The sequence below is a fragment of the Arthrobacter sp. G119Y2 genome, assembly GCF_038069765.1.
GTDB lineage: Bacteria > Actinomycetota > Actinomycetes > Actinomycetales > Micrococcaceae > Arthrobacter_B.
In genome coordinates, this window is the sequence record NZ_JBBPFS010000001.1 from 573,440 (window position 1) to 596,244 (window position 22,805).

Sequence of the window (22,805 nt, forward strand, 5' to 3'; positions counted from 1 at the left end):
AGCCCACGGGTAACAAACCTAGCGTTTGCTTGGTACAGTGTGAACCATTCGCGCCGTCGCGAAGAAAGGACAGGGAACCGATGTCGATAACTATCGATCTCACAGACTGGGTTGTACTCGTCACGGGAGGCGCACGCGGTGTGGGTGCCGGCATTGTCGAGGCGTTCGTTGACGCCGGCGCCGTCGTCGAAATCTGCGGCCGGACAGAACCGGAACCGGCAGCCGGAACCGCAGTGCAGGGGGTGAACTTCAGCGCCGTGGACGTGCGCGATGATGCGCAGGTGCGCGCCTGGGTGGCCGACGTCGTGCAGCGCCGCGGACGGATCGACGTGGTGGTCAACAATGCCGGAGGTTCACCGTTCGGGCGCTTTGAAGCCGGTTCGGCCCGCTACCAGCGCGCGATAACGGAGCTGAATTTCCTTTCTGCGGCACAGCTGGCCAACGCAGTGCACCCGGTCATGATGGCGCAGGAGCAGGGCGGATCCATCATCAACATCACGTCGATCAGCGCCCGCCGCCCGAGTCCGGGCACCGCGGTCTACGGGGCAGCCAAGGCCGCCCTCGAAAGCCTGACCGGCAGCCTGGCTGTTGAGTGGGCGCCGCGGATCCGGATCAATGCCGTGAGCTGCGGCCTGGTGGCCACCGAGGGCGCGGCAGATCATTACGGGGACGCCGACAGCTACGCCCGCGTGGCAGCCACCATTCCCCGCGGACAGCTGGCCCTGCCCGGCGAGATCGGTGCGGCCTGCGTCATGCTGGCCTCGCCGCTGGCCAGCCACATTACCGGGGCAGTGCTCGACGTCGACGGCGGCGGCGAATGGCCCGCCTTCCTGGCGCACACCCCGCACGCCGACATTCTCAAACCTCATGAAGTAGAAGGAGCACACTGATGACCGAAGCGGTAATTGTTTCTGCGGTACGTTCACCCATTGGCCGGGCGAATAAGGGTTCACTGCGCGGGATGCGCGGCGACGACCTCGCGGCGCAGATGGTGCGGGCTGCCCTTGACGCCGTGCCCGGCCTCGACCCTTCCACCATCGATGACCTGATGATGGGCTGTGCCCAGCCGGCGGGGGAACAGGGCTACAACATTGCCCGCATGGTGGCCATGCAGCTCGCCCTGGATTCCGTTCCGGGGACCACGGTGCACCGCTACTGTTCCTCGTCCCTGCAGACCAGCAGGATGGCACTGCACGCGATCAAGGCGGGCGAAGGCGACGTGTTCATTTCAGCCGGCGTAGAGACCGTTTCACGCTTCGGCTTCGGCAAGTCCGACGGCATGCCCGATACGAAGAACCCCGCATACTTCGAGGGCATGGAGCGCACCAAGGCCATGGCCAAGGACCCCGAGGCCCGCTGGAGTGATCCGCGGGAACGCGGAGAACACCCCGACATCTACATTGCCATGGGCGACACCGCCGAGAACGTGGCACAGCTGCGCGGTGTCTCCCGTGCGGCGCAGGATGAGTGGGCGGTGCGAAGCCAGAACCTCGCCGAGGCCGCCGCGGTCCGCGGTTTCTGGAAAACCGACATCACCCCGGTCACCCTGTCCGACGGAACCGTTGTCTCCACTGATGACGGCCCGCGCGCAGGCGTCACGCTCGAGAAACTCTCGACACTGCAGCCGGTGTTCCGCGAACACGGCACCGTCACGGCGGCCAACTGCTGCCCGCTGAACGACGGCGCCGCCGCCCTGGTCATCATGAGTGACCGCCGCGCGGCCGAACTGGGCCTGACGCCGCTGGCCCGGATCGTTTCGACCGGCGTCGCAGCCATGACGCCGGAGCTGATGGGGCTGGGCCCCGTCGACGCCGTGGGCAAGGCACTGGCCAACGCCCGGATGTCCATCGGCGACATGGACATTATGGAGCTCAATGAAGCCTTCGCCGCCCAGGTGCTGCCCTCCATTGACGACATCGGCATCGACCCGGACAAGGTCAACGTCAACGGCGGGGCCATTGCCCTGGGTCACCCCTTCGGCATGACAGGGGCACGCATGACCACGACGGCGATCCACGCGCTGCAGGAGCGCGACGAGCAGTTCGCCGTCGAAACCATGTGCGTCGCAGGCGGCCAGGGCATGGCCATGATCCTGGAGCGGCTGAGCTAGCTGCTGCCTCGACCGGCTGCAGTGACGCGAAAGGGCGGTTGCGGGAACTCCCCGCAACCGCCCTTTAGCGTGTGCTGACGATCAGTGCCGGGTTATCGGCTCACAGCTTTGACTTCAGAACCTTGCCGGTGCTGTTGCGCGGAAAATCGTTGACGATGACGAAGCTGCGGGGCACTTTGTAATTGGCCAGCCTGGTCTTGCAGAAGGCCGCCAGGTCATCAGCCGACGGCATCGGATCGGCGTCGTGCAGCAGGGCAACGTAAGCCCTGCCCACCGACCCCATCAGTTCGTCGTCAACGCCAACCACGGCGGATTCGTTGACGGCGGGGTGCTGCCGCAGGACGTTCTCAATTTCCGCCGGGTAGACGTTGAAGCCGCCCACAATGAACATGTCCTTCAAACGGTCCGTGATCTTCAGGCACCCGTGCTCGTCCAGCCGGCCGATGTCGCCGGTGTGGAACCAGCCCCCGGCGTCCACGGCATTAGCAGTGGCCTCCGGGTCATCGAAGTATCCCAGCATCACGTTGTCGCCGCGCAGCAGGATCTCGCCGTCTTCACCGACGGGGAGATCGTTTCCGGCTGCATCGACAACGCGGATCTCGACGCCTTCAACTGCGGGGCCCGTGGTCTGCTTGGCGTGCTCCAGGGATTCACCGGGCCGGGACAGCGTGGCCACCACACATTCGGTCATGCCGTACGCCTGTGCCACGGTTCGGAAGCCGAGCACCTCCGACATGTCCCGGAACAGTGTTTCCGGGGCAGTTGCGGCGCCGGCAATGGCGAAGCGCAGGGACGAGGTGTCATAGCTCTTCAGATCCGGGTGGTTCAGCAGCGAGGTGAAGATGGTGGGCACGCCGGGCAGGACGCTGATGCGTTCTTTCTGGACCAGGTCCAGCAGTGCGGAAGCATCAAAGATTTCCACCGGATAGATGGTGGCCCCGGCCAGGAGCGCTGCAATTACTCCGGCTTTGTAGCCGAAACCGTGGAAGAACGGATTGACCACGGCGTAGCGGTCCCCGGCGGACAGCTCAGCGCCCGCAGCCCAGGCCCGGGCCACGCCCAGTGTCTGCCGGTGCGCACTCATGACGCCTTTGGGAAGGCCTGTGGTTCCGGAGGTGTACAGGATGTCGACGACGTCGTCGGGCTGTACCGCGGCGGCCGCCGCAGCGAAAGGCGCCTCCTGGCCTGCGCCGTCCGCGAGGAAGGACTTCCAGCTGCTCTCCCCGTGTTCGTCCGCCGGACCGTCCAGCCGGACAACAAGCCGCACCTTCGGCAGACCCGGCACCGGAACTGCATCACCCGGCTCCACAGCGCCGTCACCGAGGGCCTCCGCAGCCGCTGCACGCAGCGTTTCCAGCGGCCGGCGGCCGAGGAAATCGTCGGCAACCACCAGGACAGACGCACCGGAGCGCCGCAGGATCATGGCGGCTTCGTGGCCGGTGTACCGGGTGTTCAGGGGCACCACCGCCGCACCGACTGACTGTGCACCCAGCATGGCCAGGATGAAGTCCAGCCGGTTCGGGGCCCACAGGCCCACCCGGTCACCCGGCCTCACCCCCTGGGCCAGGTAGGCGCGCCCGGCCTCCGCGATGCGTTCACCGAGTTCGCGGTAAGAGACGGCAGCGCCCGCGGCGACGACGGCGGGGTGGTCACCGAGCCGCGCCATGCCGGCAAGCAGCTGGGGAATGGTCCGTGCGTCGGAGAGATGCATCGAGGAATCCTTTCATTCCGTGTGACAAAAAACGCAATGGCGCGGCTAATACAGTAACGTGCCTAAAATACGGGAGAATTGAGCAAATGCTTGGGTGAATTTATATACGAGGAGAAATGATGGCAACGCGCAAAAAGACGGAACCAGCGGCCGGCGAGCAGGGGTCCGACCGCCGGGAACAGCTGCTGGCGATTTCCGCCCGCCTGATCGCCACCCGCGGATACTCCGCGACGACGGTGCGCGACATTGCCGACGAAGCGGGTATTCTCTCCGGCAGCCTCTACCATCACTTCTCCTCCAAGGAAGCGATCCTTGAGGAAATCCTGCGGTCCTTCCAGGGCGGACTGCGGCAGCGGTCGGAGGAGATTGCCGCCGCCGGAGGCGGGCCGCGGCATGTCTTTGACGAACTCGTCCGGACCGCCTTTGTCACCATCGAGAAGCAACCGGACGCCGTTGGCATTTACCAGAATGAGGCAGCGTTTCTGGCCAATCTCCCCGGCTTTGAATTCGTGGCCGAAGAAGGTGCCCGCATTGAATCCATCTGGCAGGAAGTGATTCAGGAAGGCCAGCGCGAGGGAGTCTTCCGCGCGGACCTGGATTCCGCCATGACGTACCGGTTCATCCGTGACGCCGTCTGGTCCACGGTGCGCTGGTTCCGCCCGGGCGGCCGGCACTCCGCCGAGAGCGCCGGCCGCCACTTCCTGGAGTTGATCCACTCAGGCCTCCTGCAGGACTAATCCGCGTCAGGAGCCGGTCTAGTTCGGGACTTCCCGGGACCGGCTCCCGCGCGGATCCAGCACCTCGCGGATCAGGTGCAGCTCCTCGTCGGTGGGAACACGGGTCAGCGGAGCACCCTCCGCCTCGAGGGCAAAGCCGGTGTTGTCGATGACCTCCTGAGGATCGACCCCGGGGTGGACGGAGAGAACCGTGACCCGGCCGCCGTCGTCGTAACCCAGGACGGCCAGATTGGTGACAATCACGCCCAGATGGTGGAACCGCATCGAGGTGCCGGCCGCACGCGCACGGTCGTTTCCGACACCCGAAACCATGTCCACCGATTCGACGAACAGACGCGCGCTGTGCCGGGACACCCAGTAATCCACCCGGTGGTTGGCAGTGTTGCCCGGAGCTCCCCGCACGCCAATGAGCTGGCGCTTGGGCTTGTTCCAGTCGCCGATCAGGGAAATGTTCTGGTTTCCGAAGCGGTCAATCTGGCTGGCACCCATCATGCTCTGCCGCCGTCCGCTGGCCACAATGTCAAAGATGCGGCGGAACGGGGCCCACCCCTCGATGACTCCTCCGCCGGCCGCCGTTTTGCCCAGCGGCGGCGGTTCGCTCATCATGAAGGCCTCCCCGTCGCTGAGGACCAGGTCGGGGGAGTGGGTGACCTTGGCGAGCCTGGCTCCGATGGTCGGAATGGTGCCGACGGCATGCGCAAGGATCTCGCCGGATTCACGGTAGGTGTCGGAACACGCCGCAATGCAGATTTCGGCGATGGTGGCGTCTGCGGTCATTACTTCTTCTCCTGTACTGCGTGGAAGCGGGCAACCGCCTCGTGGTAGGCGGCTTCGTCGCCGCCGAGGAACTCGGCAACGAAGGCGCGCCAGCTTTCAGGGTCTTTGGCGGAGGCGGCATAGTGCTTCTGGAACGCCTCGTCGCGGCCGTAGTCCGGCTCGCAGGTGGTGAAGTGCGCCCCGCGGGGCGTCTCGATGACGCCGGTGACGTACATGCGGCTGAGCATCAGGGTGTGGAAGGAGCCCTCATCCAGCAGGTCCTCCGTTTCCACGATTCGCTCGGTGGTGACGAAGGTGCGTGCTGCCGCCATGGCAAACAGGTCATCGAAATACGGATCCGGGCCCAGGAACTGGGCGTTGCCGCCGCTGTCGGAGCGGTTCACGTGGATCAGGGCCACGTCCAGCGGCGTCGCCGGCACAGCAACATACTCGTCGTCGGAGTAGGGGGATCCCACGGTCCTCAGATGCGGATTAGCCGCCATGACATCGGAGCCGATGCCGGCCAGCGTCGGCAGGAAGGACAGCCGCGAGGCTGCGGCGCGCAGCCCGGTGACGAACATGCCTTCGTCATATTCATTGATCTCCAGCTCGCCGCGTTCACGGGCTGCGGTAAACAGCGGGTCCAGGGCGATGCTGTCCAGCGACACGAAGCCGTAGATGAGCTTGCGGACCTTGCCGGCGGCAACCAGCAGGCCGACGTCGGGACCGCCAAAGGCGACGACGGTCAGGTCCGTCACGTCACTGCGCAGCAGCTCGCGGACCGCAGCCATGGGCTTGCGCCGGGAACCCCACCCCCCGATGCCAACGGTCATTCCTGACTCAATGGACGAAACCGCCTCACTCAGGCCAATCCTCTTATCGGGCATCCGGTCCTCATTTCCCGCATCATTGCGAAACCTAGCGCTTGTTTGGTAGTCAGACTAGCACGGCGCCCAGGCGTCGCCCCGGAGCCGTGCGGGGGTCACAGCACAGCGGAAACCCGTTCCCTCTGTTCCGGCGCTGCACCGGCGGGCTGCGGCATGATGCCCAGCAGCACACCCAGACGGCGGCGGTGCTCGCGCGCCTGTCCGAACAGTTGGCCGGTGGCATGGGCCCGCTTGAAGACAAGCTGCGCGTCATGCTCCCAGGTGATCGCGATACCGCCGTGAAGCTGCACGGTTTCCGACGCCACGTGATCGAGCGCGTCCGAGCACCAGGCAGCTGCGGCGGCGGCCCGCTCCGGCAGGTCGGCAGCTTCCGTTCCCGCCGACCAGGCCGCGGCCCATGCAGTGGTTCGCGCCGTTTCCACCTGCAGGAGCATGTCCGCCATCCGGTGCTTCAGTGCCTGGAAGGAACCGATGGGCCGGCCGAACTGTACGCGCTGCTTGGAGTACTCCACGCTCATGTCCAGGCCGCGCTGGGCGGTACCGACCTGCAGGCAGCTCACGGCAACCACGGCGATGTCGCGGATCTTTTCCAGCGCTGCTGCGGCGTCCGGCAAAAGCGCACGCGCCGGAACTCCGGAGAACGTCATAGTGGTGAAGTTCAGCGTGGTGTCCACCGCCGGTGTGTTGACCCGCTGGACCGAACCGGCGTCGAGCACCTCGAACAGTCCGACGCCGTCCGGCGTCACCGCCACCGCGATGAGGGTGTCGGCGCTGCCGCCGTCGAGTACGAGGGTTGCCGTTCCGGTGAGGGTCCACTGTTCTGCGGCGGCGTCACCGCCGGGGTTTCCGGCGGCGTCTGCGGCCGAGGCTGTGATGCCCGAACCGGAGGTGCTCCAGGTACCGCGGCCGTCCGCCCAGGCCAGCGCGGCGATCCTGCTGCCTTCGGCGATTCCGGGCAGGAGCCGCTGCTTGGCCTCCTCGTTGCCGGACTCAAGGATCGCGGAGGCGGCCAGCACGGCGGAGGCCAGCAGCGGGCTGGGCGCCAAATAGTACCCGAGGGCCTCCAGGGCGAGGCCGGTTTCAAACCAGCTCACTCCGGCTCCGCCGTACTCTTCGGGAATTGCCAGTGAAGCGACCCCCACCTCTTCAGTCAGGACCCGCCAGAGCCCGGGGTCGAATCCGGGTTCAGAGTCCGCAGCGCCGCGGACAGCAGCGGAGGTCGCATGGCGGCTGAGCACCGCACGCAGTGTCTTTACGAGGTCGTTCTGTTCGTCAGTCAGCGAGAAATCCATGGTGTCCTCAGTGGTTCTGTGAGCCGGCGGGGGAGAGCAGCAGTGACGCGATCCGGGTGTAGTGGTGGCGCGGGGTTCCCCATACGCCCAAGAGGGCACGGACGCGCGTGATCCACAGGCCCAGGTCGTGCTCTTCGGTGTACCCGATGGCCCCGTGGACCTGCAGGGCGACCCGGGCGGCGAGGTCTGCTGCTTCACCGCTGGAAACCTTGGCCGCCGAGACGCTGCGGGCGCCGTTGGGGCCGCCGAGGTCAAGCGCCGCCCCATAAATGAGCGGGCGCGCGAAGGTGAGCGCTATCCGCACGTCGGCGAGCTGATGTTTGAGCGCCTGGTATTCGCCGATCGCGCGGCCAAACTGTTCGCGGATCTTGGCATAGGAAACTGCCTCCGCCAGTAACCGCTCACCTGCACCCAGGAGCATCGCCGAGCAGGCGAGCGTTGCCCGGTCGACAGCCAGGGACACTGCAGCGGGATCCAGGGCGGTAGCCTCGCCGACGGCGGTCAGCTCGCTGAGCGTGCGCGTCCTGTCGATCGAGGCAGTGCCGGGTCCGGCCGACGCCGCGGAGAGGGACGCCGTGTCGACGACAAAATGGTGGCTGCTTGCAGCGGCGTCGAGGGCGTAGGGGACCATCCCGGGGACCGAGGCGGTGGCGATGATCGAACCCGCAACGATGCCGCTGCGCACGTCTCCATCCACCAGGTCGGGCAGCAGCGCCGCGGACTCGATGAACGGCCCCGGGACCGCGTGGTAGCCCAGCCGTTCGAAGGCAACGGCGAGGTCGACGGCGGTGCCGCCCATTCCGCCGTTCTCCTCGGACACGCACAGCCCCAGCAGGCCGAGCTCGGCCAGCTGCGCCCAGAGGGCCCGGCCGGATGCGGTGTCACCGGCCGCCCAGGTACGTGCGGGCTTTGTTCCGCCGGCGCTTTCGATAACCTCATCCACGGCTTCCGCCAGCGCCTGCTGTTCTTCGGTCAAGGCAAACTTCATGACACTCTCCTGCCGTCGCCGCCGCGGGGGAGGCCAAGTAGACGTTCTGCAATGATGTTGCGCTGGATCTCGTTCGTGCCGGCGTAAATGGGTCCGGCAATCGAGAAGAGATAGTCATCCGCCCAGCGTCCGCCGGCAATCCCGGCGGCGCCGCGCAGTTCGGCCTCAGGCCCCAGGAGCGACAGCGCCGTCTCATGGAGGGAAATGTCGAGCTCGGACCAAAAGACCTTGTTCACGCTGCCCTCGGCGCCGATGTCTCCGCCCTCCTGCAGCGTGCTGACGGTACCCCAGGTGTAGAGCCGGTAGGCCTCGGACTTGATCCAGGCGTCGACGACGGCGTCCTGCGCGAAGGGGTCCTCGTGCTGCCGCGTGTTCCACAGGTCGATGAGGCGGTCGGAGGCTGCGCAGAAACGGCCGGGGGCGCGCAGCGAGAGTCCGCGCTCATTGCCGGCGGTGCTCATGGCCACCCGCCATCCGTCCCCCGGAGCCCCGAGGACGTCTTCATCCGGAACAAACACGTCTTCAAAGAACAGTTCAGCGAAGCCCGTTGACCCGTCAAGCTGTGCGATGGGACGCACAGTGAGTCCCGGGGCATCCATCGGGAAGAGGAAGTAGGTCAGGCCCCGGTGCCGGTCCGCAGCGGGGTCGCTGCGGAAAAGCCCGAAGCCCCGGTCGGCCCACACTGCGCGCGAGCTCCAGGTCTTCTGGCCGCTGAGCAGCCAGCCGCCCCGTGCCTCGTCGCGGCGGGCGGTGCTGCGGATGGCCGCCAGATCGCTGCCCGCGCCGGGCTCGGACCAGGCCTGGGCCCAGATCAGCGAACCGTCTGTCATGGGGCGGAGGTAGCGCGAGCGCTGGTCATCGGTGCCGTGTTCAAACAGGATCGGGGCCAGCAGTGAGATGCCGTTCTGGGCTACCCGCGTGGGGGCACCGGAGCGGTAGTACTCCTCCTCGAAGATGACCCACTCCACGAGTCCTGCGCTGCGGCCACCGAACTCCTCCGGCCAAGCCACTGCCGACCAGCGTCCTTCGGCCAGGGTTGCCTCCCACTTCCGGTGCGCGGCAAAGCCCTCGGCCGTATCCATGGACGGCAGGGGCTGCGCCGGTACGTGTTCCTTGAGCCAGGCGCGTGCCTCGGCGGCAAAGGCCTGCTGCTCGTCGCTGAGATCGAGGTTCACTTAGTCACCGCCGCGTCCCGCATGCTCCTGGCTCCCATTCCGGCCAGCGAGTCGGCGCCAACCTCCGCATTGTGTGCATGTGCCGCATGGTGCAGCCCGAAGACGGAGTCCATGCCGGCGCGGAGCCCCTGCAGGTCTTCGGACTGGTTAACTGCCTTCTTGGCCAGGGCGAGCCCCAGCCGAGGCATGGCGCTGATGCGTTCGGCCATGGCCATGACCGTGTCCTCCAGGTCCTCCCGCGGAACTACATGGTTCACCATTCCCAGCTCGCGGGCACGCTGGGCCGTGAAGCGGTCGCCGGTAAAGAGGAACTCCTTGGCGGCCCGGGGGTTCATGACCCAGGGGTGGGCGAAGTACTCCACCCCCGGGATCCCCATCCGGACGACGGGATCGGAGAAGAAGGCGTCCTCGCTGGCCACGATGAAGTCGCACGACCAGGCCAGCATCAGTCCGCCGGCGATGCAGGCGCCCTGCACCATGGCGATCATGGGCTTGGGGATCTCCCGCCAGCGCCGGCACATGCCGAGGTAGACCTCGGACTCCCTCGCAAAACGGGAGTCGACACCCGCGGTGCCCACGTGGTCCCACCACATCACTGCCTTGCGCTCGAAGCTCTGGTCCACGTCACGGCCCGGGGTGCCGATGTCATGCCCGGCGGAGAAATGCTTCCCGTTGCCCGCGAGCACAATGACCTTCACGGCATCGTCCTCAACGGCGGCAGTGAAGGCTGCGTCCAGCGCATACGTAACCTTCGAGTTTTGCGCATTGCGGTATTCGGGCCGGTTCAGCCGGACGACGGCCACGGATCCGCGCACCTCGTACGTTACAACCTCGCCGGAATCGTCATTCTTCATGGTGGCTCCTCTCTGAGACACTCACCGCTGTGATGTGGTTCACCAAACAAGTGCTTGGTTTGCTAGCATAGGCGAAGCTCGACTTTATGACCAATGGCGGTGGGCGATGAAAGGTGTTTCGTGGACCTGAACTATTCAGCGGAAGACGACGAGTTTCGTCGGGAAATCCGGGACTGGCTGGAATCCAATCTTGTGGGCAGGTTTGCGAACCTTAAAGGCCTGGGCGGCTCCGGCCGGGAACATGAGGCCTTTGAGGAACGCCTCGAGTGGAACCGCCACCTCGCGGAGCACGGCTGGAGCTGTGTCAGCTGGCCCAAGGAACACGGCGGGCGGGGCCTGAGCCTGCTCCAGCAGGTGATTTTTCACGAGGAGTACGCCAGGGCTGATGCTCCGGCGCGGGTGAACCACTTCGGTGAAGAGCTGCTCGGCCCCACACTGATCGCCTTTGGCACCCCGGAGCAGCAGGCGCGCTTCCTTCCCCGCATCGTGGCGGTCGAGGAACTGTGGTGCCAGGGCTACTCGGAACCCGGAGCCGGCTCGGACCTGGCCGCCGTATCCACCAAGGCCGGGTTGGACAACGGCCAGTGGGTCATCGACGGACAGAAGGTCTGGACCTCGCTGGCACACCACGCCGACTGGTGTTTTGTCATTGCACGCACCGGTTCCGGGCCGCGCAAGCATGACGGCCTGTCTTACCTGCTGGTGCCGATGAATCAGCCGGGCGTCGAGATCCGGCCCATCCTGCAGCTGACGGGCACCTCTGAATTTAATGAAGTGTTCTTCGACGGTGCCGTCACGGCCGAGGACCTGGTGGTTGGTGCGCCGGGAGCCGGCTGGTCGGTGGCGATGGGGACCCTCGGCTTTGAGCGGGGCGTCTCCACCCTGGCCCAGCAGATCGCGTTCCAGCGCGAGCTCGGCGCCGTCGTCGACCTGGCCCGCAGCAACGGCACCATCAACGATCCGATCATCCAGGACAAGCTGGTGTCGGCCCACATGGGGCTGGAGATGCTCCGGCTCCACGGCCTGCGCACCCTCAGCGGCGAGCAGGGCATCGAAGCCTCCATCACCAAGCTGCTCTGGGCTCCCTGGCACCGCTCGCTGGGTGAACTGGCCATGGCCGTGGCCGGAGCGGCCGGGCTCACCGCAGCCGAGGCCCCGTACGAGCTTGACGCCCTGCAGACCCTCTTCCTGTTCAGCCGCGCGGACACGCTCTACGGCGGCTCGGACGAAATCCAACGCAATGTCATCGCCGAGCGTGTGCTCGGCCTGCCCAAGGAGGCACGCGCATGATCGAAGCACGCACTGTACAGCCCGTTCCCGCCTACGTTCCCGCCCACGGACTGCTCACGGGACGGCGCGTCGTTGTGACCGCGGCCGCCGGTGCCGGCATCGGTGCTGCGGCAGCACGGCGCTGCCTGGAGGAAGGCGCGGCCCTGGTGGTCCTTGGTGACACCCACGCCGGACGGCTGGAAACTTCCGCCGCGGAACTCGGCGCGGAATTTGGGGCCGAGCGGGTCCGCTGGGCGGTCTGCGACGTCACCGTCGAGGAGCAGATCGAAGCGCTTCTCGACGTTGCCGAGGAAGCGGGCGGCGTCGACGTCATGATCAACAATGCCGGCTTGGGCGGAACCGTCTCCATCCTGGAGATGACCGATGAGCAGTGGTCCAAAGTCCTTGACGTGACGCTCACCGGAACCTTCCGCAGCGTGCGCGGCGCGGCGCGGCGCATGGTCCGCAACGAGACAAAAGGCGTCATCATCAACAACGCCTCGGTCATTGGCTGGCGTGCCCAGGAGGGGCAGGCACACTATGCCGCCGCCAAGGCAGGAGTCATGGCGCTGACGCGTTCAACGGCGCTCGACGTCGCTCCGTACGGAATCAGGGTCAACGCCGTGTCACCGAGCCTGGCCATGCACCCGTTCCTGGCCAAGGTCACCTCGGACGAACTGCTTGAGCAGCTCACCTCGCGGGAGGCTTTCGGCCGCGCCGCCGAGCCCTGGGAAATCGCCAACGTCATGGTGTTTCTCGCCAGCGGCTACTCGTCCTATATGACCGGCGAAGTCGTGTCGGTAAGCAGCCAGCAGGCCTGAGAGGACATCCCCATGACTACTGCATACATTGTCGACGCCGTACGGACTCCCGGAGGGCGCCGCGGAGGCTCGCTTGCCGGCATCCACTCGGCAGATCTCGGCGCCCATGTGATTTCCGCGCTCGTCGAACGCACCGGGATTGACCCCGGAGCGGTGGACGACGTCATCTTCGGATGCACCGACACGCTCGGTTCCCAGGCAGGGGACATTGCCCGGACCGCCTGGCTGGTTGCCGGGATGCCGGACCATGTTCCGGGCGTGACGATAGACCGGCAGTGCGGATCGAGCCAGCAGGCCGTGCACTTTGCCGCCCAGGGCGTGATGTCCGGAACGGCCGACCTCATTGTGGCCGGCGGCGTCCAGAACATGTCGGCGATTCCGATTTCGGCAGCCATGACGCTCGGGGAACAGTACGGATTTACCACCCCCTTTGCCCAGTCGCCTGGCTGGCTGGCCCGATACGGGGACCAGGAAGTTTCACAGTTCCGCTCGGCCGAAATGATTGCGGAAAAGTGGAACATTTCGCGCGGAGACATGGAGGAGTTTGCTCTGGAGAGCCACCGCAGGGCGATTCTGGCCACCGATGAAGGACGATTTGCGGGGGAGATCGTGCCGATCGCCGGATTGAGCCGGGATGAAGGGCCCCGGCGGGGTACGTCACTGGAAAAGATGTCTTCACTTCAGCCGCTCACGGAGGGCGGCCGCATAACTGCAGCTATGGCCTCACAGATCACCGACGCTTCCAGCGCGCTCCTGATTGCCTCGGAAAGTGCCCTGGCCACGCACTCCCTGACACCGCGTGCGCGCATCCACCACATTTCCGTCCGTGCCGATGATCCGGTCTGGATGCTCACCGGACCGATCCGCGCCACCGGATATGCACTCGAACGCGCAGGAATGACCGTGGACGACATCGACCTCTTCGAGTGCAACGAGGCCTTCGCCTCCGTAGTGCTCGCCTGGGCGCAGGAATTGGGTGTTGATCGGGAGAAAATCAACGTCAACGGAGGAGGAATTGCCCTGGGCCATCCGATCGGTGCGACCGGAACCCGCATCATGGCAACCCTGCTGAACGAACTCGAACGCAGCGGCGGACGGTACGGGCTGCAGGTGATGTGCGAGGGCGGCGGCCAGGCCAACGTCACCATCATCGAGCGCCTCTGACGCACCCGGCCCCGGGTACGGGAACGTGCCGGCCCCGGGAGCCCAAAAGGCGGGACGCGTCTCCGGACGCGTGCCGCCTTTTGGGTGTTGAGGCTAGCGGGCTGGTTGGGCCGTACTGCCGCACGCCGCCCCGGAAGCCTTCAGCCGCAGGACCGCCTCGTCGATGATGCGGTCAACCAGCACTTCGCAGGACGGTAGCTCATTGATCACGCCAACCACCTGGCCGGCAGCCAGCATGCCCGCAGAGGTGTCGCCGTCAACGAGGCCTGCCTTCAGGAGCATGGGCGTGTTGGCGGCCAGCATCATCTGGCTCCAGCTCCTGCCCGTGCTGCGCTTCATCGACAGGCCGTCCCGTGCCATCTCCAGCCAGGACTGCCCGGAGAGTTCCTTGAACTGCAGGGACCGGCGCAGGGTCGGCAGCAGCTGCCGCAGCCGCCCCGCTTCCTCGAGGGAATTCACAAATTCGGTGCGGAGCAGCCGATGCGGCATGCCGTCCGCTTTGGTGGTCACCACGGTGCCGTCCAAACCGAAGGAAAGGTAACGCTGCTTGATGTCTTCGGGCACCGAGCTGTCGGAGGTGAGCAGGAACCTGGTGCCCATGCCGATGCCTACGGCGCCGTAGGCCAGCGCAGCAGCCAGGCCGCGGCCGTCAAAAAAGCCTCCTGCCGCTATGACGGGAGTGTCGACGGCATCGACGACGGTCGGCAGCAGCAGCGTCGTGGGGATGGCACCCGTGTGCCCGCCGCCTTCCCCGCCCTGGATCATGACCGCGTCCGCACCCCAGGCTGCCACCTTTTCAGCGTGCCGGGCGGCGCCAACCGAAGGAATCACGACGACGCCGTGTTCCTTGAGCTTGTCGATCAGCTCACGCTTCGGCGCCAGCGCAAAGGAGGCAACCTTGACCCCGTGTTTGATCAGCAGCTTGGCCCGCGCAGGCGCATCGGCGGCATCGGCGCGGAGATTGACGCCGAAGGGCTTTTCTGTGCGGCTCTTGACCTCGACGATGGCGTTTTCGAGCTGGGGGAGCGTCATCGTCGCTGACGCCAGGATTCCCAGCGCTCCTGCCTCCGCCGTGGCGCTCACGAGCCTGGGTCCGGCCACCCACCCCATGCCCGTCTGAACAATGGGATGGTCGACGCCGGTAAGCGTGGTCAGAGGGGTGGAGATGCGGTTGGCGGTACTCATGCTGGGACCTCGTGTTCTCTGAGCGTACGGGGGTCGAGCACCTCCCGGATGAGCTGCAGTTCGCGCTCGTCCGGCAGGCGGGTGGTGCGGATGGGAGCGGTCAGATGAAGCGGGAAGCCGGTCGCGTCCCGGACTTCGTCGAGCGCAACTCCGGGGTGCAGCGATACCAGCGCCATGCTGGAATCCGGACCGCTGAAATCGAAGACTCCCAGGTTGGTCACCACCCGGTGCAGGCGGTGGAAGGGGAAGGCTCCGGGTCCGGCGGCGCGGACCCGGTCCCGGCCGACGCCGCTCACGAAGTCCACCTTGGCGACAAAGGTGCGCCGGGTGTGGCGCGGGATCCAGTAACTCGTCATGTGGTTGACGGTATTGGTGGCGGCGGCTCGGGTGCCCAGCAGCTGCCGGGCGGGCCGGGTATGGTCGCCAATGGCTGAGAGGTTCTGGTTGCCGAAGCGGTCGATCTGGGCTCCGCCCATGACGACGTGGCGGCGTCCGGAGGCAATCAGTTCGAACAGCTCTCGGTACGGGAGGTACCCGGCGGAGACGGTGCTTGGTCGGTCCACCGCCGGCACGTCGCCGAGAATCGTTGACTCGCCGTCGCTGATCATCAGATCCGGGGCATGGGTCAGCAGTGCCAGGCGAACTCCGATGGCGGGCACCAGCCCCGCGGGGCTGGCCAGTATCTCGCGCTGGCCGCGGAACAGGTCGCTGCACGCAGTGACAGCGACTTCTGCGCGCGTAATTCCGTTCACTGCACCCACCGCACCCATTGCACTCACTGCACACCTGCCGGGGTCGCCCGGTAGGCGCCGTCGTCCACGTCCAGATAGCGCGCACGGAAGCTTCTCCACGCATCGGGCGAAGCTGCCGCCTGCGCATATTCGCGCTGGAATTCCTCGTCCCGGCCGTAGTCCGGCAGGCAGGACGTGAAGCGGGCACCCAGCGGAGACTCCACCACATGATCGACCATGGTTCGGTTCAACAGCAGGGTGGAGGGGTGGGCATTGCGGGTGAGCTCGGCCGTGGGAACGATGTGCTCGGCACTGAGAATGGTCTTGGCCGCAGCTCGGGCAAACAGATCGTCGAAATACGGATCGGGGCCCAGGCACTGGGCATTGCCCAGCTCGTCCGCACGGTTCAGGTGCACCAGGGCCAGATCGAGGGGGATCGCCGGCATCGCGACGAGCACTTCGCCGTCGTCGTAGGGTGAGGTGATAGTGCGGATGGCGGGATTTGCCGCAAGCGTGTCCGCGCCCAGGCCGGAGCGGGTCGCTTCGAAAGGCAGCCGCCGTCCAGCCGCACGGAGGCCGGAGACCAGCATGGATTCGTCGAGCTCCGTGACGTCGACCGCCCCGGATTGGCGGGCCGCGGCAAAGTGCGGTTCGACCGAGATCGAATCCAGGGTCACGAACCCGTACACCACCCGCTTCACCTGCCCGGTGGCACAGAGGACGCCGACATCGGGACCGCCGAAACTCACCACTGTCAGGTCACGAACGCCCGAGCGCACGAGCGCCCGCACCAGGGCCATGGGCTTGCGCCGGGATCCCCAGCCGCCAATACCGATGGTCATTCCATCGGTGAACTGATCGATGACCGCATGGGCATCGAGGACCTTGCCGGTCATTTGGCCGAGGAAGGTCCGGCGGCGACAAATTCGTCACGCAGGTCGTCGGCGACACCGCCCAGGTTGAGTTCAAAGGTGAAGCCCTGTTCGAAGCGGTAACTCTTCACGACGTCGACGGGGTCAATGCCGTTCAGGGCTTCCTTGGCAGCGCGGACGACGCGGGTGTCCTTGGCCGCGATCTCATCCGCAAGCGCGAAGGCCGCCTCGTCGAGCCGGTCGACGGGGACAACCTCGGCCACGCTTCCCAGCTCGGCCAGGCGCTGCGCGGTAATCGTCCGGCTGGTGTAGTACAGGGTGCGCAGCAGGTGTGCCGGCACCAGGCGGGAGAGGTGGGTTGCTGCACCCAGCGCTCCGCGGTCCACCTCCGGGACGCCAAAGTACGCGTCCTCGCTCGCCACAATGATGTCCGCGCTTCCCGCCAGCCCGACTCCGCCGCCCAGGCAGAAACCGTTCACGGCGGCAATGACAGGCACCGGGCATTCGTAGATCGATTTAAACGCGAGATAGCAGCCGCGGTTGGCGCCGAGAATGGCGCTGAAACCGTCGGTTGCCTGCATTTCCTTGATGTCGACGCCTGCATTGAAGCCGCGCCCCTCCGCCCGCAGGACGACAACGCGGGTGTCCGGGTCCTGTCCGGCCTCGTTCAGGGCGTCGCTGATGGCGAACCAGCCTGCAACCGGCAGTGCATTGACCGACGGATAGTCCATAGTTACCGCACGCACGCCGTCGTGGTGCATCTTCGATGTAATTGCCATAATGTGACCCTACCTAACGTTTGCTTGATACCCTAGCATTTGCTTGGTAGACGGTACACTGCAGAACATTGCAGTCAACTCAAAGGAGAGAAACGACATGACCGGCATCTGTGAAGGACGAGTCGCCATCGTGACCGGGGCAGGTCGCGGACTGGGGCGCGAACACGCGCTTGAGCTGGCGCGGCAGGGTGCAAAGGTGGTTGTCAATGATCTCGGAACCACACTCAACGGCGTGGCCGAGGCCTCGGGTCCCGCCCATGACGTCGTGGAGCTGATCCGTGCAGAGGGCGGAGAAGCAGTGGCCAACGGAGCGGACGTGGCCGACTTTGAACAGGCTGCCGGGCTTGTCCGGCAGGCCATCGACACCTTCGGCCGACTCGATGTCCTGGTGAATAATGCCGGTTTCGTCCGGGACCGCATGCTGGTGAACACCTCGGAAGAGGAGTGGGATGCAGTGATCCGGGTACATCTCAAGGGGCACTTCGCGCCGCTCCGTCATGCCAGCGAGTACTGGCGCTCCGAGGCCAAGGCCGGCCGCACACACGACGCCCGCGTCATCAACACCTCCTCGGGCGCCGGCCTGCAGGGCAGCGTCGGCCAGGCGACCTACTCGGCGGCCAAGGCAGGCATCGCCGCACTGACCCTGGTCGCAGCCCAGGAACTGGGCCGTTACGGCGTGACGGCTAATGCCATTGCTCCCTCTGCCCGCACCCGCATGACAGAGGGGGCATTTGCCGCCGCAATGGCTGTTCCCGAGAGCGGCTTCGATGCCATGGATCCGGCCAATGTTTCGCCCATCGTTGCCTGGCTCGCCAGCGGCTCCTCCGCTGCAGTGACCGGCCGCGTGATCGAGATTGAAGGCGGGCGCATCTGCATAGAGGAGGGCTGGAACCACGGTCCGGCCGAAGATGCCGGCAGGCGCTGGGAGGCTGCTGCAGCGGGAGAAGCAATTCAGCAGCTGCTCGCCAAGGCTGCTGCTCCTGAGCCGGTGTACGGCATATGAGCCGGACAGTGACGGGGGCCGCCGGGGGAACCGGAATGGAGGACACCGGTGCAGACCGAACCGGGATGGAGGGCGCAGGAGCCTGGGCCGGCCGGGCTCTGGGGGAGCGCACCGTCGGCTACAGCGAGACGGATGCCATCCTTTATGCCCTGGCCATCGGTGCTCCGGCAAACAACCTGGACCTCGTCTTCGAAGACCGGCTGCGCGTACTTCCTTCCTTTGGTCTGACACTGGCACAGTGGGCCCCCGACGTCCTTGCGGAACAGGGCGCCTTCGATAACCGGGCCGTGCACGGATCCCAGGAGCTGACGGTCCTGAAGCCGCTGCCGCGTGCCGGAGAGATCCGCCTGAGTGCCCGCGTTGGAGAGGTCTGGGACAAGGGCGCTGCCGCTGTGTTCAACGTCATTGTCGAGTGTGAGTATTTCATTGCGACGTGGAGCCTTTTCGCCCCCGGTTACGGCGGCTTCGGCGGCAGCCGCGGTCCGTCCCGGCCGGTGCCGGAGAGCGGGCAGCCTGACGGCACCGTCAGCGTCCAGACGCTGCAAAACCAGGCCGTCCTGTACCGCCTGCTTGGCGACCGGCACCACATACATGTGGACCCGGAGGCAGCCCGCCGTATCGGGCAGGACCGGCCCATTCTGCACGGACTGGCTTCGCTGACTTCCGCCACTCTGCCGCTGGCAGACCTGGCCGGCGCGCATCCTGCGGACCTGGTGCAGCTTGAGGGCCGCTTCGCCGGCGTCGTGTTTCCCGGAGACCTGATCTCCGTGCGGGCCTGGCAAGGCGGGCGCTTCGACGCCACCGTGGCGGGCCGGCCCGTGATCACCGAGGGGCTGGCGGTATTCCAATGACCGTCCGTACTTCAATGAACCCGGTATTTCACCGAACATCCGGTCAGGACGGAGCAGCGGCATTCCGGTTCCCGGAGCCCGATCGGCACGGGGGTTATGAGATGAATCACAACGAATCGGCCGGTCTGCGATACGATCGCGGCGAGGTCCGCCGAGCCGTGACCGAGGTCGTGAAGACCATCACCACAGAGTCTTTGACGACAACAAGAGAGGGCAGAAGATGAAAATCGTTGTATTGATGAAAGAGGTCCCGGATACCTGGGGCGACCGCACGCTGGATTTGGAAACCGGTCTGTTGAACCGGGCCGGAACTGATCTCGTGCTCGACGAGATTACCGAACGTGCCCTCGAGGTAGCGCTGACGCACCGTGACAGCCACTCGGATACCGAGGTTGTCCTGCTCGCCGTCGGCCCCTCCACCGTGCCGAACAGCCTGCGGAAGGGCCTGGCCATGGGTGCGGACCGCGCAGTACACGTCGAAGATGACGCACTGCTTGGCGCTGACATGACGCTGACGGCCGAAGTCCTCGCCGCGGCCCTTCGTTCCATCGGTTTTGACCTCGTCATAGCCGGCAATCTGTCCACAGACGGGGGAGGCGGAGTCCTTCCTTCCATGCTCGCCGAATTGCTGGGTGTTGCCGGAGCAAGTTCGCTGAGCACCGTCGAGATCACGGACTCCGCAGTCTCGGGACGCCGCAACACCGAGTCGGGAGCCTACGAGTTGAGCGCGGCCCTGCCTGCCGTCATCTCGATTACCGAAGCGCTTCCCGATGCGCGCTTCTCAAACTTCAAGGGCATCATGGCGGCCAAGAAAAAGCCGTTCGAAACCCTGTCCCTGGCGGACCTCGGAATTACCGTTGACGAGTCGACCGGCCGGTCCATTGTGATCGCAGTTGCACAGCGCCCCGCTCGCACCGCGGGCATCCGCATTGAGGACGACGGCGACGCCGGCCAGCAGATCGCCGACTTCCTCATCCAGAACCAACTCATTAAAGGACGTTCATAATGACCGCCTACCCTTCGAACCCCATTCTCGTGCTCGTCGATGTTTCACCGTCGGGCCAGCTTCGCTCCAGCGCTGCAGAAGTAATCGGCGCGGCTTCTGCGGTGGGTACGCCCGTGGCCCTCGCCGTTGCCGCTCCGGGTCACGCGGACCGGCTCAGTGCTGAGCTGGCAGCGCTCGGAGCAGGCTTTGTCATGGTCAGTGAATCGGACGAGCTGGCTGAGTTGTCGGTTTCACCGGTCGTGGACGCCCTCAGTGCAGCCGCCGCAGCGCTTTCGCCCGAAGCAGTGCTCGTCTCGAACTCCGTCCAGGGCAGGGACGCCGCAGGGCGTTTTGCGGCCCGCTCCGGCTCACCGATCGCTGCAGACGCCGTAGGTGTTTCCCGTGATGAAGAGGGCATTGTTGCCCATCACTCGGTGTACGGCGGTGCGTACAACGTCGATTCCGCCGCTTCCACCGGCACACTTGTCATCACGCTGCGCCAGGGCTCCTCGAGTATCCGGGCCGAGGCGCAGAACGGCGGCTTCGAGCTGCTGGCAGTTGCTTCGTCCGGTACGCCCGACGCGCAGATCACCCATTACGAGGAGACGGTCGCGGCCTCGCTGCGGCCTGAACTGCGCGGCGCCGAGGTAGTCGTTGCCGGCGGGCGCGGCGTGGGGTCGGGCGAAAACTTCGTCCTCGTGGAGAATCTCGCTGACGCGCTCGGCGGAGCAATCGGAGCATCCCGTGCAGCAGTGGACGCCGGATATGTGCCGCAGGCGATGCAGGTCGGCCAGACCGGCGTGACCGTCGCTCCGCAGCTCTACATTGCGCTCGGCATTTCCGGTGCCATCCAGCACCGCGCCGGCATGCAGACCGCCAAGACCATCATCGCGATCAACAAGGACGCCGATGCGCCCATCTTTGAAATTGCGGACTTCGGCGTCGTAGGCGACCTGTTCACCGTAGTGCCCCAGCTGGTCAGCGCGATCGAAGCGAAGCGGGGGTAGTTCCATGGTGAGAAAGGGGCTGCCCCGGGTTCCCGGCGGTGCCGGTGATGTCGGTACCCCGGACGCGGGTGCCGCAGACCTGACAAGGGAAGTAAGACAGGACGCCCAGGCAGCGACCGCATCGCCGGCTGCCGCTGAAGCTGCACCGCCGGCTGCCGCTCCTGCCGCTCCTGCCGCGCCTGCCGGCCGGCGTCAGGGGCTTCCCCGGCCAACCGCCGGCGGCGCCGTTCCGCCTGCTGCCCCAGCTGCACAGGCTCCTGCTCCGGGGTCCGGTGCTGCTTCAGCGCCGGTTGCTTCAGCGCAGGCTGCAGCAGCACCGGTTGCATCAGCTCCGGCTGCTTCAGCTCCGGCCGGCCGGCGTCGCGGTCTGCCGCGCCCGTCCGCAGACGGCAGTGCCGCGCCGGCTGCTGCTTCGGAGTCCGCTGCTGCACCTGCCGCGTCCGCAGGACGGCGCCAGGGGATGCCGCGGCCGGCGGCCGGCGGCGGGGCTCCGGCTGCTCCCGAAGCTGCCGCCTCCCCGCGAGCAGCTGCTTCCCCACAAGCGGCCGCCGTATCGGTTCCGGCGTCCGGCGTCCGGAGCCCGTCTCAGACCGGACGGACTGCACCGCTGAAAACTGCAGCAAAACCCGCAGGGAAGCCGGCTGGAACGGCGCCAGGTGCCGGTCCCGGCCGCAGCCGCCTGGCGCGGGCCGGAATGGTGGCCGCCGTGCTTCTGGCGCTCATGGCGGTTGTCGTGCTGGCGGCACGGTGGCTGGTCACGCTTGAATCAGTGCAGGGCTTTATCAGCGAGTATCCGGGCGAGAGCCATCTGCCGGAAGGCGCCCCCGTGGGTTTGCCCGGCTGGCTCGGCTGGCAGCACTTCTTCAACGCGTTCTTCATGGTGCTCATCATTCGCTCGGGCTGGCAGGTCCGCACGCAGCGTAAGCCTCCGGCGTCCTGGACGCCGCGCTGGGGCAAAAATCCCAAGAAGATCAGCATCACCCTGTGGCTGCATCAGTCGCTGGACCTGCTGTGGCTGGTCAACGGTGCGCTCTTTGTCGTCCTGCTCGCGTTCACGGGCCAGTGGATGCGGGTTGTCCCCACCAGCTGGGATGTTTTCCCGAATGCCCTGTCCGCTGCCCTGCAGTACGCGTCACTGGACTGGCCCACGGAGAACGGGTGGGTCAACTACAACAGCCTGCAGGTGCTCGCCTACTTCGTGACGATCTTCGTCGCGGCTCCGCTCGCGGCTGCAAGCGGGTTCCGGATGTCGGACCTGTGGCCCTCAAAGGCCAAACGGCTCAGTGCCGCCTATCCCATCGAAGTGGCGCGGGCGATCCACCTGCCCGTGATGTTCTATTTTGTCGGCTTCATCATCGTGCACGTCGCCCTGGTGTTGTCCACCGGTGCGCTGCGTAACCTGAACCACATGTACGGCGGACAGGATGCAGTGAACTGGTTTGGCTTCTGGGTCTTCTTCGTCTCACTGCTCGTGATGGCCGGTGCCTGGTTTGCGGCCCGCCCGCTGATCCTGGCTCCCATCGCCTCGCTGTTCGGCAAGGTGGGGCGCTAGCAGGATTAGCAGGAGCGCCCAGTGAAAAGCACTCCGGACAGCAGCCGCTGTCCGGAGTGCTTTTGCATGTGCGGGA

The 22,805-nt window shown here is 66.1% G+C and carries 22 protein-coding genes; 11 read left to right on the plus strand and 11 right to left on the minus strand.

All coding sequences use genetic code 11. The features are described from left to right. Positions 1-80 precede the first annotated feature (80 nt). Together WKB88_RS02745 and WKB88_RS02750 are read left to right on the plus strand one after the other, a co-directional pair. Positions 81-890, plus strand: a complete 810-nt coding sequence (locus tag WKB88_RS02745; protein ID WP_341393007.1) for an SDR family oxidoreductase — start codon at positions 81-83, stop codon at positions 888-890. Beyond that, complete coding sequence (locus tag WKB88_RS02750; protein ID WP_341393008.1) at positions 890-2,110, plus strand: acetyl-CoA C-acetyltransferase; 1,221 nt, start codon at positions 890-892, stop codon at positions 2,108-2,110. Before WKB88_RS02745 ends, WKB88_RS02750 begins: the two co-directional genes overlap by 1 nt. A 100-nt stretch (positions 2,111-2,210) precedes the next feature. On the opposite strand, the gene WKB88_RS02755 is transcribed toward WKB88_RS02750, so the two are convergent. After that, entirely contained in the window at positions 2,211-3,821 is a 1,611-nt protein-coding gene (locus WKB88_RS02755) for an AMP-binding protein (RefSeq protein ID WP_341393009.1), read from the minus strand. Between the two features lie 119 nt (positions 3,822-3,940). Between WKB88_RS02755 and WKB88_RS02760 the strand changes: the two genes are divergently transcribed. Then, entirely contained in the window at positions 3,941-4,558 is a 618-nt protein-coding gene (locus WKB88_RS02760; RefSeq protein ID WP_341393010.1) for a TetR/AcrR family transcriptional regulator, read from the plus strand. Between the two features lie 18 nt (positions 4,559-4,576). Here the strand turns inward: WKB88_RS02760 and WKB88_RS02765 are convergent, their stop codons facing one another. The 6 genes from WKB88_RS02765 to WKB88_RS02790 form a co-directional block, all read right to left on the minus strand. After that, positions 4,577-5,335, minus strand: a complete 759-nt coding sequence (locus tag WKB88_RS02765; protein ID WP_341393011.1) for a CoA-transferase subunit beta — start codon at positions 5,333-5,335, stop codon at positions 4,577-4,579. After that, the gene (locus WKB88_RS02770) at positions 5,335-6,201 is read right to left on the minus strand and encodes a CoA transferase subunit A (RefSeq protein ID WP_341393012.1); all 867 of its coding nucleotides are present in this window, start codon (positions 6,199-6,201) and stop codon (positions 5,335-5,337) included. Before WKB88_RS02770 ends, WKB88_RS02765 begins: the two co-directional genes overlap by 1 nt. Positions 6,202-6,296: 95 nt before the next feature. After that, positions 6,297-7,493 carry an acyl-CoA dehydrogenase family protein gene (locus WKB88_RS02775; RefSeq protein ID WP_341393013.1) on the minus strand — a complete coding sequence of 399 codons (1,197 nt, stop codon included), beginning with the start codon at positions 7,491-7,493 and terminating at the stop codon, positions 6,297-6,299. Positions 7,494-7,500: 7 nt separating this feature from the next. Continuing rightward, complete coding sequence (locus WKB88_RS02780) at positions 7,501-8,481, minus strand: acyl-CoA dehydrogenase family protein (RefSeq protein ID WP_341393014.1); 981 nt, start codon at positions 8,479-8,481, stop codon at positions 7,501-7,503. Continuing rightward, positions 8,478-9,656, minus strand: coding sequence for an acyl-CoA dehydrogenase family protein (locus tag WKB88_RS02785; RefSeq protein ID WP_341393015.1), 1,179 nt, complete (start codon positions 9,654-9,656; stop codon positions 8,478-8,480). Before WKB88_RS02785 ends, WKB88_RS02780 begins: the two co-directional genes overlap by 4 nt. Next, positions 9,653-10,510 carry an enoyl-CoA hydratase gene (locus WKB88_RS02790; RefSeq protein ID WP_341393016.1) on the minus strand — a complete coding sequence of 286 codons (858 nt, stop codon included), beginning with the start codon at positions 10,508-10,510 and terminating at the stop codon, positions 9,653-9,655. The genes WKB88_RS02785 and WKB88_RS02790 overlap by 4 nt, the downstream gene beginning before the upstream one ends. A 120-nt stretch (positions 10,511-10,630) precedes the next feature. Between WKB88_RS02790 and WKB88_RS02795 the strand changes: the two genes are divergently transcribed. The 3 genes from WKB88_RS02795 to WKB88_RS02805 are packed head-to-tail and all read left to right on the plus strand — an operon-like array spanning position 10,631 to position 13,764. Then, entirely contained in the window at positions 10,631-11,800 is a 1,170-nt protein-coding gene (locus WKB88_RS02795) for an acyl-CoA dehydrogenase family protein (protein WP_341393017.1), read from the plus strand. Beyond that, positions 11,797-12,600: an SDR family oxidoreductase gene (locus WKB88_RS02800; RefSeq protein ID WP_341393018.1), complete on the plus strand. Its 804-nt coding sequence runs from the start codon at positions 11,797-11,799 to the stop codon at positions 12,598-12,600. The genes WKB88_RS02795 and WKB88_RS02800 overlap by 4 nt, the downstream gene beginning before the upstream one ends. Before the next feature lie 12 nt (positions 12,601-12,612). Then, positions 12,613-13,764, plus strand: a complete 1,152-nt coding sequence (locus WKB88_RS02805; protein WP_341393019.1) for an acetyl-CoA C-acetyltransferase — start codon at positions 12,613-12,615, stop codon at positions 13,762-13,764. A 93-nt stretch (positions 13,765-13,857) separates the two neighbouring features. Here the strand turns inward: WKB88_RS02805 and WKB88_RS02810 are convergent, their stop codons facing one another. From WKB88_RS02810 to WKB88_RS02825, 4 genes are read right to left on the minus strand one after another with little or no spacing between them, the layout of a single operon-like run. After that, a complete protein-coding gene (locus tag WKB88_RS02810; RefSeq protein WP_341393020.1) occupies positions 13,858-14,949 on the minus strand; it encodes an NAD(P)H-dependent flavin oxidoreductase in 1,092 nt (363 codons plus the stop codon). Then, complete coding sequence (locus WKB88_RS02815; RefSeq protein ID WP_341393206.1) at positions 14,946-15,719, minus strand: CoA-transferase subunit beta; 774 nt, start codon at positions 15,717-15,719, stop codon at positions 14,946-14,948. The genes WKB88_RS02810 and WKB88_RS02815 overlap by 4 nt, the downstream gene beginning before the upstream one ends. Positions 15,720-15,724: 5 nt before the next feature. Further along, positions 15,725-16,576, minus strand: coding sequence for a CoA transferase subunit A (locus tag WKB88_RS02820; RefSeq protein ID WP_341393021.1), 852 nt, complete (start codon positions 16,574-16,576; stop codon positions 15,725-15,727). Next, positions 16,573-17,331, minus strand: coding sequence for an enoyl-CoA hydratase family protein (locus tag WKB88_RS02825; protein ID WP_341393022.1), 759 nt, complete (start codon positions 17,329-17,331; stop codon positions 16,573-16,575). Before WKB88_RS02825 ends, WKB88_RS02820 begins: the two co-directional genes overlap by 4 nt. Positions 17,332-17,428: 97 nt before the next feature. On the opposite strand from WKB88_RS02825, the gene WKB88_RS02830 reads away from it, so the two are divergent. The 5 genes from WKB88_RS02830 (at position 17,429) to WKB88_RS02850 (ending at position 22,729) form a co-directional block, all read left to right on the plus strand. Next, positions 17,429-18,334: an SDR family oxidoreductase gene (locus WKB88_RS02830; protein WP_341393023.1), complete on the plus strand. Its 906-nt coding sequence runs from the start codon at positions 17,429-17,431 to the stop codon at positions 18,332-18,334. A 35-nt stretch (positions 18,335-18,369) separates the two neighbouring features. Next, on the plus strand, positions 18,370-19,185 hold the full coding sequence (locus WKB88_RS02835) for a MaoC/PaaZ C-terminal domain-containing protein (RefSeq protein WP_341393024.1): 816 nt from the start codon (positions 18,370-18,372) through the stop codon (positions 19,183-19,185). A gap of 220 nt (positions 19,186-19,405) precedes the next feature. Beyond that, on the plus strand, positions 19,406-20,191 hold the full coding sequence (locus tag WKB88_RS02840) for an electron transfer flavoprotein subunit beta/FixA family protein (protein WP_341393025.1): 786 nt from the start codon (positions 19,406-19,408) through the stop codon (positions 20,189-20,191). Then, positions 20,191-21,177 carry an electron transfer flavoprotein subunit alpha/FixB family protein gene (locus tag WKB88_RS02845; RefSeq protein WP_341393026.1) on the plus strand — a complete coding sequence of 329 codons (987 nt, stop codon included), beginning with the start codon at positions 20,191-20,193 and terminating at the stop codon, positions 21,175-21,177. The genes WKB88_RS02840 and WKB88_RS02845 overlap by 1 nt, the downstream gene beginning before the upstream one ends. A gap of 706 nt (positions 21,178-21,883) precedes the next feature. Beyond that, positions 21,884-22,729, plus strand: coding sequence for a cytochrome b/b6 domain-containing protein (locus tag WKB88_RS02850; protein WP_341393027.1), 846 nt, complete (start codon positions 21,884-21,886; stop codon positions 22,727-22,729). Positions 22,730-22,805: the final 76 nt, after the last annotated feature.

Coding starts and splice junctions, on each gene's coding strand:
- WKB88_RS02745 (WP_341393007.1), top strand. CDS start 81: ATGTCGATAACTATCGATCTCACAGACTGGGTTGTACTCGTCACGGGA.
- WKB88_RS02750 (WP_341393008.1), top strand. CDS start 890: ATGACCGAAGCGGTAATTGTTTCTGCGGTACGTTCACCCATTGGCCGG.
- WKB88_RS02755 (WP_341393009.1), bottom strand. CDS start 3,821: ATGCATCTCTCCGACGCACGGACCATTCCCCAGCTGCTTGCCGGCATG.
- WKB88_RS02760 (WP_341393010.1), top strand. CDS start 3,941: ATGGCAACGCGCAAAAAGACGGAACCAGCGGCCGGCGAGCAGGGGTCC.
- WKB88_RS02765 (WP_341393011.1), bottom strand. CDS start 5,335: ATGACCGCAGACGCCACCATCGCCGAAATCTGCATTGCGGCGTGTTCC.
- WKB88_RS02770 (WP_341393012.1), bottom strand. CDS start 6,201: ATGCCCGATAAGAGGATTGGCCTGAGTGAGGCGGTTTCGTCCATTGAG.
- WKB88_RS02775 (WP_341393013.1), bottom strand. CDS start 7,493: ATGGATTTCTCGCTGACTGACGAACAGAACGACCTCGTAAAGACACTG.
- WKB88_RS02780 (WP_341393014.1), bottom strand. CDS start 8,481: ATGAAGTTTGCCTTGACCGAAGAACAGCAGGCGCTGGCGGAAGCCGTG.
- WKB88_RS02790 (WP_341393016.1), bottom strand. CDS start 10,510: ATGAAGAATGACGATTCCGGCGAGGTTGTAACGTACGAGGTGCGCGGA.
- WKB88_RS02800 (WP_341393018.1), top strand. CDS start 11,797: ATGATCGAAGCACGCACTGTACAGCCCGTTCCCGCCTACGTTCCCGCC.
- WKB88_RS02805 (WP_341393019.1), top strand. CDS start 12,613: ATGACTACTGCATACATTGTCGACGCCGTACGGACTCCCGGAGGGCGC.
- WKB88_RS02810 (WP_341393020.1), bottom strand. CDS start 14,949: ATGAGTACCGCCAACCGCATCTCCACCCCTCTGACCACGCTTACCGGC.
- WKB88_RS02815 (WP_341393206.1), bottom strand. CDS start 15,719: ATGGGTGCGGTGGGTGCAGTGAACGGAATTACGCGCGCAGAAGTCGCT.
- WKB88_RS02820 (WP_341393021.1), bottom strand. CDS start 16,576: ATGACCGGCAAGGTCCTCGATGCCCATGCGGTCATCGATCAGTTCACC.
- WKB88_RS02825 (WP_341393022.1), bottom strand. CDS start 17,331: ATGGCAATTACATCGAAGATGCACCACGACGGCGTGCGTGCGGTAACT.
- WKB88_RS02830 (WP_341393023.1), top strand. CDS start 17,429: ATGACCGGCATCTGTGAAGGACGAGTCGCCATCGTGACCGGGGCAGGT.
- WKB88_RS02835 (WP_341393024.1), top strand. CDS start 18,370: ATGGAGGACACCGGTGCAGACCGAACCGGGATGGAGGGCGCAGGAGCC.
- WKB88_RS02840 (WP_341393025.1), top strand. CDS start 19,406: ATGAAAATCGTTGTATTGATGAAAGAGGTCCCGGATACCTGGGGCGAC.
- WKB88_RS02845 (WP_341393026.1), top strand. CDS start 20,191: ATGACCGCCTACCCTTCGAACCCCATTCTCGTGCTCGTCGATGTTTCA.